Source organism: Paraburkholderia panacisoli (assembly GCF_008369935.1).
GTDB classification, from domain to species: Bacteria; Pseudomonadota; Gammaproteobacteria; order Burkholderiales; family Burkholderiaceae; genus Paraburkholderia; species Paraburkholderia panacisoli.
The window spans coordinates 79,074-91,121 of sequence record NZ_VTUZ01000028.1 but is presented as its reverse complement, the minus strand read 5'-3'; the positions used below and the strand labels follow the sequence as shown (position 1 = coordinate 91,121).

Annotated in this window: 6 protein-coding genes and 2 pseudogenes; 4 read left to right on the top strand and 4 right to left on the bottom strand. The window is 58.7% G+C overall.

The features are described 5' to 3' along the window. Position 1 precedes the first annotated feature (1 nt). From FVF58_RS32605 to FVF58_RS32595, 3 genes and pseudogenes are all read left to right on the top strand, one after another. Positions 2–2,960 (top strand): annotated as a pseudogene (locus tag FVF58_RS32605) (error-prone DNA polymerase). 21 nt (positions 2,961–2,981) lie between these two features. Then, the gene (locus FVF58_RS32600; RefSeq protein WP_149673870.1) at positions 2,982–3,281 is read left to right on the top strand and encodes a DUF2471 family protein; all 300 of its coding nucleotides are present in this window, start codon (positions 2,982–2,984) and stop codon (positions 3,279–3,281) included. 59 nt (positions 3,282–3,340) lie between these two features. Further along, positions 3,341–3,811 carry an SOS response-associated peptidase family protein gene (locus FVF58_RS32595; RefSeq protein WP_149673869.1) on the top strand — a complete coding sequence of 157 codons (471 nt, stop codon included), beginning with the start codon at positions 3,341–3,343 and terminating at the stop codon, positions 3,809–3,811. Positions 3,812–4,142: 331 nt separating this feature from the next. On the opposite strand, the gene FVF58_RS32590 is transcribed toward FVF58_RS32595, so the two are convergent. The 4 genes and pseudogenes from FVF58_RS32590 to FVF58_RS53170 all read right to left on the bottom strand — a co-directional run bounded on the left by FVF58_RS32590 (position 4,143) and on the right by FVF58_RS53170 (position 11,254). Next, positions 4,143–8,678, bottom strand: a complete 4,536-nt coding sequence (locus tag FVF58_RS32590) for a CHAT domain-containing protein (protein ID WP_188130981.1) — start codon at positions 8,676–8,678, stop codon at positions 4,143–4,145. A gap of 75 nt (positions 8,679–8,753) precedes the next feature. Continuing rightward, positions 8,754–10,094, bottom strand: a complete 1,341-nt coding sequence (locus FVF58_RS32585; RefSeq protein WP_188130980.1) for an alpha/beta fold hydrolase — start codon at positions 10,092–10,094, stop codon at positions 8,754–8,756. Positions 10,095–10,600: 506 nt separating this feature from the next. Next, positions 10,601–11,104 (bottom strand): annotated as a pseudogene (locus FVF58_RS32580) (ATP-dependent DNA ligase); the annotation flags it as partial. 12 nt (positions 11,105–11,116) lie between these two features. Next, on the bottom strand, positions 11,117–11,254 hold the full coding sequence (locus FVF58_RS53170) for a hypothetical protein (RefSeq protein ID WP_246217259.1): 138 nt from the start codon (positions 11,252–11,254) through the stop codon (positions 11,117–11,119). 509 nt (positions 11,255–11,763) lie between these two features. Here FVF58_RS53170 and FVF58_RS32575 point away from each other — a divergent pair. After that, complete coding sequence (locus FVF58_RS32575) at positions 11,764–12,003, top strand: hypothetical protein (protein WP_149673866.1); 240 nt, start codon at positions 11,764–11,766, stop codon at positions 12,001–12,003. Positions 12,004–12,048 lie beyond the last annotated feature (45 nt).

Here is a 12,048-nt window from a genome sequence, read left to right as displayed (position 1 = left end):
CATGTCGCCCGGTTTCTTCGGCCTGCCCGGCTATGCCGAGCTGGTCTGTTTTTCGAACTTCTCGTTCCTGCACGGTGCGTCCCATGCAGAAGAACTGGCCGCGCGCGCGGCCCAGCTCGGCTATGAGGCCATCGCCATCACCGACGAGTGTTCGCTCGCCGGTATCGTGCGCGCGCACGTGGCGGCGAAAGAGGCCGGCATCAAGCTGCTTGTCGGCGCGCACTTTCGTGTCACCAGTTCGGACGGCTCGCCCGCCCTCGCCTTGACGGCGATCGCACAGAACCGCGACGGGTACGGCAACCTGGCGGAGCTCATCACCCTCGCACGGACCCGGACGGCGAAGGGCCGCTATCTGCTCTATCCGCACGATCTTGATCACCCCGATGCGCCCTTCGAGCACCTGCGGGCTTTACCCGACTGCCTGATCATCCTGACGCCAGAATTTCCGGCAAAGGAAGACCGGCTTGGCGCGCAGGCGGAATGGGCCGTGCGAACATTTGGCGAAGACCGCTGCTGGATGGGACTGACCTTGCATGCACGCGCCCTTGACGACCTGGCTCAGGCTTGCGAACGTGTACACGGCAGACGCTCTCGCGCAGACGCTGAACATCGCGTCGCGCTGCTCGTTCCAGCTGGACGAGCTTCGCTACGAATACCCCGACGAACTCGCGCCGCCCGGGATCACGCCAACGGCCTACCTGCGACGCGAGACCTATCTTGGCGCCCAGCGGCGGTATCCGAAAGGGATCCCGCACAACGTGCAGTCGCAGATCGAGCACGAACTGTCGCTCATCGCCGACCTGAAGTACGAGGCGTATTTCCTGACCGTGCATGACATCGTCCGGTTTGCGCGCAACGAGGGCATTCTCTGTCAGGGGCGCGGCTCGGCCGCCAACTCTGCGGTCTGCTATGTGCTCGGCGTCACCGAGGTCGATCCCGCACGCAGCAGCATGCTGTTCGAACGGTTCATCAGCAAGGAAAGAGGTGAGCCGCCCGACATCGACGTGGACTTCGAGCACCAGCGTCGGGAAGAGGTCATCCAGTACATCTACCGCAAGTACACGCGCACGCGGGCAGCCCTCGCCGCTGCGGTGACGACCTATCGCCCGCGCTCGGCCATTCGCGATTCCGGCAAGGCGCTGGGCGTCGATCCGGTCATCGTCGATCGGGTTGCGAAGGAGCACCACTGGTTTGATTCGGGTGCCGATTTGATCAATCGATTCGTCGCCAGCGGCCTTGATCCTGAGACACCGATGATCCAGCAGTGGGCGACGCTCGCCGCGCAGCTGCTCGGCTTTCCGCGTCATCTGTCGCAGCACACGGGCGGCTTCGTGATCGCACGCGGCAAGCTCTCACGGCTGGTTCCGATCGAGAATGCGTCCATGCCGGACCGAAGCGTGATCGAGTGGGACAAGGACGACCTGGAAGCGCTCGGCCTGCTCAAGATTGACGTGCTCGCGCTGGGCATGCTGTCGGCGATCCGTCGCGCGCTTGAACTCGTCTCACAGCAGCGCGACGAGCCGTTCGAGATGCAGGACATTCCGCCCGAGGACGAGGCGACGTATGACATGATCTGCGCGGCAGATACCATCGGCGTGTTCCAGATCGAGTCCCGTGCGCAGATGAGCATGCTGCCGCGCCTGAAGCCGCGCGAGTTCTACGACCTCGTGATTGAAGTCGCGATCGTGCGGCCTGGCCCGGTTCAGGGCGGCATGGTGCATCCGTATCTCCGCCGGCGGCAAGGCGTCGAGCCTGTGTCGTATCCGAGCCCCGACGTTGAGCAGGCACTGAAGCGGACGCTCGGCGTGCCGATCTTTCAGGAGCAGGTGATGCAGGTCGCGATGCTCGCCGCCGGTTTCAGTGCCGGTGAGGCTGACCAGCTACGCCGCGCGATGGCTGCCTGGAAGCGCAAGGGCGGTCTGCAACATTATCACGACCGCATCGTTGAAGGCATGCTCCAGCGCGGCTACGACCGCGAGTTTGCCGAGTCGATCTTTGCGCAGATCCAGGGCTTCGGCGAATACGGTTTTCCCGAAAGCCATGCGGCGAGCTTCGCGCTGCTCGTCTATGCGAGCTGCTGGCTTAAACGCCATGAGCCAGCAGCATTCCTGTGCGCGATGCTCAACAGCCAGCCGATGGGCTTCTACTCGCCGTCGCAACTGGTACAGGATGCAAAGCGTCACTACGTCGACGTGCTGCCCGTTGATGTCACCATCAGCGGCTGGGACTCGACGATGGAAGGCGAAGGCAGCATGGCGCCCGTCCGGCTGGGGCTATCGGTAGTTCGCAGCATGCGTGAAGAAGCTGCACGGCGCATCGAAGCGGCGCGCGCTGTCAGACAGTTCCGTGATGTCGCGGATCTCGCGAACCGCGCGCAACTGGATCGCCACGATCTGCAGGTACTTGCTGCCGCGAACGCGCTGAAACCACTCGCCGGCGACCGGCGGCAGGCGCTATGGGCCGCTGTGGCCGCGGTGCCGGACAAGGACCTGCTGCGAGCGACCGCACGCGAAGAAGACGCGCCCATGCTCGTTGCGCCAACCGAAGGACAGGACCTGATCGCCGACTACCGGTCAACGGGACTGACGCTCGGGCGTCATCCGCTGGCCCTGCTGCGCAAGAAGCTGCTTTCGATGCGGCTGATGCCGGCGGAAGCACTGATGCGTTATCGCAATGGGCAGCTCGCGCGCGGCTGCGGAATCGTGACCGTGCGGCAACGCCCGGGCACGGCGAAGGGCGTGATGTTCATGACGCTCGAAGACGAGACGGGATCCGTCAACGTCATCGTCTGGCAGTCGGTCCTCGAGCGACAGCGACGCGAGGCGCTAGGGTCGTCGCTGCTCGCGGTGTACGGCGTGTGGCAATGCGAGGGCGACGTCCGACACCTTGTCGCGCAGCGGCTCGTCGACGTGTCGCATCTGCTGGGCGAACTGCCGACCACAAGCCGGAATTTTCATTGAACTCAACGAGGAAAAACGTCAATGACGAACTACAACATCCTGTTTGATGCCGAGGCAGCCGTTCAGGCGGTTGTGCCGGGCATCGTTGCGCGGCATCGCGCAAAGGGTATCCTGACATGGAAGCTGATTCACCAGATCGAGGAAGAGGCCCTGTCGGAGGTCGCGTCGGGCGGACGGTTCAGCGAGCGCCTCCTACAGATGATCTGTGCGCCCGCGGCTCTCTCCTATCCCAACAACGACGAACCCGTGTCGTTTGAAGGCCACGATTTTGTTCCGCTTGTGTTTGCGGCCATTGACCGTGCATGGCGACAGGTACAGTGATCTGCCGCCCCGGCTGCACTGTGTTACCGTCGTGCATCTCCTTCCGTTGAGGCAGAGCGATGTGTACGAGCTACGAGGCCAATCCAAACGATGCTGGCGGTGAGACCTTCAGCCTTTTCCCGCACCCGGACTTCGACTACCGGCGGGAGATCTATAAGGACTACTTCGCGCCCATATTCCGCCGTGGTGCTGACGGCTATGAGACCGTCCCCGCATCGTTCGGCATCGTCCCCCGGCGACACATCCCGCCCGGCGTGAAGGCTTTTGACACGATGAACTCGCGATCTGAAACGATTGGCGAGAAGCGCAGTTTCAGCGGCGCGTGGAAGAACCTGCAACTATGCCTCGTACCATGTCGAAGCTTCTTCGAGCCCTCGTATGAAAGCGGCAAAGCAGTACGCTGGAGGATTGGAATGGCCGATGGCCAACCGCTTGCGATTGCGGGATTGTGGCGGCAATGGACCGAGCCCGATGGCGCACACTCAAATTCATTCTCGATGTTGACAGTCAATGATATAAGTCGATTCTAAGTGTTGCGTTTGAGCCCCCGGCCCTGCTTGGGGAAGAGGCCGAGCCGTTGCATTTGAACTCCTGCGTGCGTTGCGTATGCTAGTCGCCTTATGAAGCGATATGCCGGATGAATTTCGCCACCCCGTTGCTTTTCAGGGGCATCCAGACTACGCGGTTGATTTGACGTTGTGCGACGCCACAAATGGGCGGAAACCGGAACGCCAGTGGTGTGTCTCAGACCGGCCAATTCTGGCCGTTCGGCTCTTTGATCCCGCCGCCACTTGAATGACCGTCTCGTTCCAACATCGGACGTCCATTCAAGCCAAACGAGCGGTTACTTCTATCTGCAAACTAGAGCCAATTGCCCATGAGAATGAAAGGTGCCCAATAATACGGATGCTTAAACGGAACGCCATCCGCGGGCGCATTGGCCCTTTGCAATGTGCCGCCCCGATTCTCCGCAATCTTGAGCGAAGTTGCGCTCATCGTCTCTATTTGCGCGCGCTGTAACGCCGCGGCCTTGGTGATGCCGGGGGTGGCTTGCCTGATTCGATAGAATGCCTGCATGACGAACGCTGTGCTTTCGTCGTCCACGGACCATAGGGTCGCGAGTACCGCTTTCGCCCCGCTGTCCTGCGCTAGCACCGCAAAGCCTTCGATCTCCTTGCCATTGGCGTCACGACCCTCGCCGATCGCCGTCTGGCAAGCGGACAGCGTGAGGAGATCCACGTTCCCGAAGTTGTATGCGACCGAACGGAGTCGTGAAAGCGACAAGCGCGTCCCATCGCCCAGCAGTAGGAACGAGTCGTCTTCGGTCCCGGGCGTGAATACGAAATGACTTGCGATGTGGACCACGGGATATTGCCGGTCCAACGCGTCGCGCAACTTCTTATCAGTGAAGTCCTTATCGAAAGAGACGTCGCCGGGGCGAATCCCCCCGTTAACGTAACGGGCAATCCCAGTGAGCTCTTCACGTACGCCGGGCAACCGCTTAAATCCCGGCAGCGTCTCCGTAACGCCCAGCCCGGATACCCTCCATTGCTGCTGAGGTGAGTCGCCCAGTTTGTCCTTCGTCGCGCCGGCATAAATGACGGTCTTGAAGCGTTCGACCAGATACTTTTGTCCATCGTACAGAGCGGAAAAAGGCACATATCGGAGGGTTCCGTCTAGACTGAGCATTAACGTGTCGGCTTTGGCATCGCGCAGGTCTTCCGCAATCGGGCTGATCAATTCGTCGTAAAGCAACTTTGCGTAAGGGCGCGGATCGGAGCGCGGGTCCTGCACTGCCATACGAAAGCGTGCGACCTGCTGGCTAAGCTGCTTCGATGATATGCGACTCAGGCGTGCGATCTGCACATTCGGCGTAGTTAGGATGATCGACACCCTGTCCGCCGTCACGACGTAAGCAATTACCACCGCTCCGTGGCCCAATTTCTGCAAGGTAATTTCAAATGAGCGAAAGCCTCGCACATCCGGGCCTTGAGAACTTCCTGCGCCACGGCGGACGGCGAGATACTGTTGACGTTCGAGTTCGCCAATGAAGGCCTCGAATGCGCGATTCGCCACGTCGAGATCGGCTTGCACTGCGGCGCGGCGATTCATCTCGTTGTCGGTGAGCGTTCCCAGCTTCGCTTTCATGCGAAACGTACTTTCCTCCTCGCCCAGCCGCGCAAGCTGCACATTGATCTCGCGATAACGGGCCTCCCATGTTTTCTCTTGTGGCGTCGCGGCTCGCGCTTGCGAAGAAGCGTAAGGACCGGTCCGGCGCACGAAGTCGAAGTACTCTTCCTGTTTGAGCATGGACAGCACTTCCTGTGCTTCGAGCAGGCGCCCCTCGTCGATGAGCAGATCCGCCGCTTCTCTATAGACGTCTTCCTTGCTTTGCAGAAATGTGCGCTGGGTCGCCGGGTCGGTGCGACTCAGATCCGAGCGAAGGCGCTGAATGTTTCCGACTGCTTCCTTTGAGAAAAAGATCGCAAGATCGGGGCGTTTCTCATGCAGGAGCAACTGGCTCATGCTGCGTTCGGCCGCCCAAACCGATTCGGGATCGCCGGTTCTGATGGCAACCTGAAGCGCGGTTTTGATATCGGCGCGTGCCGCGGCGAAGTTGCCTTCCATCAGCTCGGTCTTGCCTAGCGAGTCAAGGCACAACGCAAAGCGCGGATTGCTGAATCCCAGTGACTCTTGCAGAATTGCGCTGCCCCGCGCGAGATTTTGATGCGCAAGCAGCAAATTTCCCAATTGCCGATAGGTTTCCCCGATCTCGCAATGGGTTTTGCCGATCAGCCAGTGCCCTGACGGAAACGAACTGCGCCGTATCGCCAGCGATTGATTGAGTAGATCGACTGCGTCGCGATACCGGCCGAGGCCCCGGTACGAGACCGCCAGGTTCGCCATCGTCGCGGCGGCGGCGAGGCGCCCTGTCGTATCGCGGGATTGCAGGGCAATTGCCTGCTTATAAATTTGGGACGCCCGTTCTTCATTGCCGAGCCAACTGAGGAGGATGCCCTGATTGTTATACGCATCGCCCAGGCGCAAGTCGCTCGCATGTTCCTTTTGCAACGCGTCGATGGCTTCTCCGATGACATTGAGCGCTTCGCTATATCGCCGGGCCTGCGTGAGATAGAGCGCCTTGGACGACATCAGCGAGCCGCTTGCGTTCGAAGGCCGCTCGACCGCCATGTGGATACCCAGTTCGGTGTCGAGCACCGCGATGGCCTTGTCCGGATCACCCATCTGGTAGAAGACATCTGCGACGCTAGCAATCAGTCCTTTGGTGTCAGACTCGCTATGATCAATTGCGACCAGTAGAAGCGAAAGCGAGGCGCGATAGGAAGTTAACGCCATCGGAAACAGCCCCACGTCCGTGTATATCTCGGCCTTTAGGTCCTCGTATTGTTCATCCGCGAAGCCAAGCGCCGACAGACGACCGAGTGTCTCGTAGGCCTTTGAATACTGCTCGGCGACCCTATAGGCCTCGATCAGATAGCGAATGAATTGTTTCTCGTCCGCCGAGCCGCGTGCCTTGGTCCCTTCGATCAGGTCAATGGCTTGCCGCAACGGCATAACCGCGTCCGCAGGACGACCACTCTTCATGTAGACGCGGGCCTTCCATTCGAGCGCGCGGTAATGCGTCTTAGTCAGATGATTGACTCGCGCGATCGATATCGCGCGGTCAAACGAAGTCAAGGCACAGTCGAACTTTTGCTGGTGCGCGCAATCCGCACCAAGCGTCATGGCCAGCGCGGCGAGTGTAATCCGGGCACTTTGATCCTTTCTCCGTGCAAGTTGCTCATCCCAACGTACCAGCGTTTGCGCCGCTTCCGAAAGGTGGTCGCTTGCGCGCTGTTGCTGAAAGACGGGACTCAGCGGATCAGGAATTTGCCTAGAGGCCGCAACCTGAATGCGTTCGGTCGTTCCGTAGCGATTCGGCCACGGATCATGATCGAAGCGACGGCTCTCGACTACCGCTTGGTTCTCGCCGAGCGTGTTTTCGATGACTACGTCTGGCACGGAAGCGTTAGGAGGGTATTGAAAGTTCCACTCCTTGTTGCGCATGCTTCGCTTCGCCAACAGACCGCGCTCATTGTAGGTGTAAGTCGCCACGTCGGCGTTTCTTACTGTCTTCACGGGGCGATTGTCGAAATCATAGTAAATCGCCGTATCGGACGTGTACGTCTCCCAGTCGGTCGTCGTTCTGACGTAAGTCAGCGTGTACATGCCGTCAGGTCTCTGGGTATGCCTGAATTCGTACTTATTCCTTCCTGCCACGTGACCGTCCGCACATGTCTTAAGTCCGAAGGACATGTAATGATTCACATCATCCGCTTCATACAAGTAGTCTTCGAGGCAGCCTTCTCGATCGCGAAAGCCGGTCACCCAATCTCCATCCCTATCATAGCGAATCTCGATATAAGTCTTGTCGGGCCAAATGGACTTAGTCAGATTGTGAAGGTCATCGTATTCAAAGTAATAAACCCTTAGCCACGCATTCTTCACGGCTGTCAGGTTGCCATCGCGATACCGGTATTCGACGGCTAAGTCGCCCGGACCCTTGATTTCTTTGACCTTGCCGTCTGGATAAAATGTGAAGATGAGCGCCCGCCCGTCCGATGACTGAACTCGCTCGATCTGGCCGTTGCTGCGTAAGAAGTGCAAGGAGATGCCTGATGTATCGCGCGCTTCCTGTAGTTGTCCATTCTTGTCGAAGCGATACTGCCTCCCGTCGGCTGGGACTAACATGTATCCGTCCTCGATGACCGAAACAGCGGCTGAACCCGGGCCGAACTGCTTTAGAATCGTGCCTGGAAGCGTCGGCGTGGCGATGTCGAGGCGCTTCGCCCATCGGGTGCGAAGCGCCTCGTCCTCGATCAGCTTCTTCTGCAACGCGTTCCAGGTGTTTGGCAAAAATCCCCCGATCAGCGATGAGACTCCTTTACTGTCCTTGTCCTGGTGCGCCTTGAGCGAGTCGACGATTTTCCTTGCCGTGGCGGATACCTCTTCCGGAGAAAAGTCCGCGCGCTGAAACGTTTCTATAATCCCGCCGCCGCACCATTCAACGATAACATTGCCTTCAGCCGTGGAACGGACCGTCGTCTCGAAGTCGGAGCACCATCCAAACCCGAAAATGCCGTCGTGCAGGCTCCGGCTGTTGTACGTGCGCGAGACGAGAAGATCGAACATCGATCCAAAGCCATCGATGTTGGAGCCGTCCTTTTGAGTTCCCGGGAGATCGATCCAGTCGTTGGAGTAGTTCGCGTTTTTCATATCGACTAGCGCGAACGCGGACACTGCAAAGAGCGAGACAACGCACAGTGCGAATACCCGTGCCGCCCTTCGGAGCTTCAGGGTCCATTGCCTGCCACGTTGGATCGATGCGTCGTTCATGTGGTCGCACCTCTGCTGCTGCCGTCCGCGCTCAGAGCCATCAGGGACGCTCCGCGACATGCATCTGGCCGGATCTCAACGATGTTCGAGTTGATAAAACGCGGCCACGTCCTGCCCGAACTCGCTGAGACTCGAGGACGAAACGCGCCCCAATTTGCCCTTCTCAATTGCGCCACCACGCGATTTTGCCGCTTCGAGCAGGACCTTTTGCGTCACGTGGACGCCTGTTGCGACGTTGGCGCTGGAGCTGACCTCAGTTGCAGCGCGTTCGAGCTTGTCGTCGCGCTGATCGAGGGCGAACACATAAATGAGCTCAGTGCCCCGATGGCGATCGAGCGTGATGAACAAATCGGCGTGCTCCGGCACCCTGATCGTGTTTTGCTTTGCTGCTTGCTTGTCGCTACTGGTCGGATAGTAGCGTTGCACGCTGTCGGTGCTGTCCCTGACAAACACATAAAACCATGCCGGACGGACCGCCCTAACGGAAACCGAATATTGCTCACCGCTGCGCAGGAAGTCTGCGGGCCCGAGTAATTTACCGTCGATGCGTTGAATTTGAACGATCACATGCTGCTTGACAAGCTTGGGATCGAAGCTGCCCGCAAGGCGTGCAAGGACATAGCGATAGACTTCGTCGTCTCGGCCTGCGGGTTTCGCTATGCCGGAGTGCGTACGGTCGAAGGCGACCGGAGTATCGTCGCAGCCCTTTTGCGAGGCCGACCTCGGCACCACCTTCCACAATCCGGTCGGCTGAGTCTCATACGCGCAGAACGACCTCGGATAAGGGGAATCCCCTTCTCTGCGGCGTAGCATCGAAGCCCAGTCGTTATCTAGCAATTGCAGAAACGAGTTGAAGTCCGCCGGACGCATGTCGCCGAACTGTGGATTGGCGCTGAACCAGTTCGCAAGCGCGGCTTTGTCCGATCCCTCTGCGGGCGTGGCGAGAAAAATGACGGCCTTGATACGGGTGGCCGATTCAGGCGCCTTGGAGCGCAGAATCAGAACGGCGCGCTTGGTGATAAGTCCGCCCATACTATGAGCCACGAAGGCGATGTTGTCATAGCGCTCGAAAAGGCGCTGATCTATCAGCATTTGACTTAAGCGGTTCGCGAGTTCTTCAATGTTGGAAGACGAGCTGAGAGGTGCGGACTTGAAACCAATTGCGAGGGTATCGACGCCAGGCATTGCGGGATCCGCAGCGAGCAACTCGGGCCAACCCGCGCTGCTTGGCGAGCGGCGCCAAGTATCACGGCTATCACCTAGTACGCCATGCACGAAGATGACAAGGGAATTCGCCTTGTCTCCGGTGCTATGGACAAAATAGCTGTCGTTGGCTTTTTCTTCAGCCAAGCCGGGCGGAGCCGCAGCTAAAGTCATGGCCAGAAATGCTGTTGCCATCAACCAAAACATCTTCATATGCATTCCCGAACGTTCTTAAGCGCGTCTGAAAAATGGCAGCCCGGGTTGCGAGAGCACCAGGCTGGCGTGACAGGGCCGCAAGGACTATCAACTCAACGTATGGTCCGCCAGTTCATGCCTAGCAAAGTATCATCTGGTCAGTTATAGGCCGTCTGTGTCGGGTACGTGGCAGGCAAATGTCGGCTAGCGCACACATGCACGGGAAAGTTTGTGCTATCAATGACGTCATTCCACGACCGACTGTCAGTACTTGCGGCAATACGTCCGGATACAATTATTGCGTCCCACAGCGCCGTGAGCGTTTGGTCGAATGAGGCGTTCGCGCTTGGATAAATTCGACTCGAAATCAGCAGCCCCGACCGATGAAGAAGGCGCATTGCAAACCGGCGGCCGGCTAGTCCGCAATGACCCATATACCTTGAAAGCAGCCATAGAAGTCGCGCTGGGTCGAACGTCCGCAGTGGGTCGATCAGCGCCATTCGAACAACGCAAAGCGCGAACGCTTAACGTGCGCAAATTTCCGGACCCTTACTCGCTGCTGGCCTGCTGTAATCGGTGTTCTTGATCTTGATCCAGTTGAGCGACCGTCCGCGCGTGTACGTCGACGATTTTCGCTTTGCGACCATACCCTCGAAGTCGTGGATTTTTACCTGTTCAAATACCAATTCCCCGATGCATTCCACGTCTGTGACATAGACGAGCCACCGCGTGTTATCGAAGGTGTCGCGCAGACGGGCCTTCCGCTCGGTAAGCTCCAGTTGACGCAAATCGAGCTTGCCCGATAGGAGCATGTCGAACACGAAAATCCGTGCAGGGTGCCGACGTGCGGCCGCCGGAATATTCCGCGGTGACGTCGTGCTGGAGCGCATCAGAAGTCGGCTGAACGACACCGGTCCTCGAGCGTCGCCGATCGCAAGCTCACTGTCCCATACGAAATCACCAGGCACGGCAGCAACTGCCTCCACAATTTCGGGAAATGAGCGGTTGAAGGGCTTGCCTTGCCGGCTGGTTAAGGCTACTTAGTCGCCGAACTTTTCGACAAGACATCGCATTCCGTCGAGCTTCCATTCGAACAGCCAGTCGTCGTGGGAAAACGGTCGCCGGCGCAGCGTCGCGTGCATCAGGTCGGATGGTTTGACTGGCCGTTCCAACTCCATGTAAGTTCTCCTCACGCCGTTGGCGAGCGGCAACGCATGACGCAAACGCAAAACACCCGTCAATTTCCACGGACAACACCCTTTTGAGGCTGCCTTGTCAGGAAAGCCCCTGAAAGGCAACGCGAGACGAGGTGCCTATACAAACGTTATTTCGTACGACCATTGAGCCCCTGTTGGAGGCTTGTCGCTCAGAGTTGCAAGCTGCGGCCTAATCCACGAAGGGACCAGTTCGATCTCTCGCGCTGGCTGTTCAGCGACTATGATGCTTTTTACGCACCACCCGAGTCTCCCACAAGCCAATTCCGGCTCCGCAACGCATTGTTTGTACCCAATCGCGCCGGCTAGCGAGGATCTTGCGAGACCACGCTAACCAACGGGCGACGCAATCGCACAAACATAGTGAGCTTGGGAGCGGGGACAGTTGAGAACCCCTTGCGGCCAGCGTAGTTGCTCGACACGCGTGGACGCGAGGGTGAAATGCGCCCTAGCAAGCAACCAAGGGAGTTGCTATGAAATCCAAAACGTTCATCGAACAAACCGAACGGAACGCAAAAGTTCTCGATGCTATTCACTACGCTCGCTACGCCCTCGTCCGGTTTCACTCTCTTCCAGTGACGATGGAAGGTGAGCAGTTTGACATGGACTTCTCATTGGAGATCCGGAAACTGACCGAGGCAATGGAAGTAATGGGCATCGACACGTCGGACGGCCTGAGCGCACCGCCCTTCCCGAGGGATAGGGATGATTGACCGGTCCGCTTGAGCACATCGCGAATAGGGGCCGCAGACAAGAAA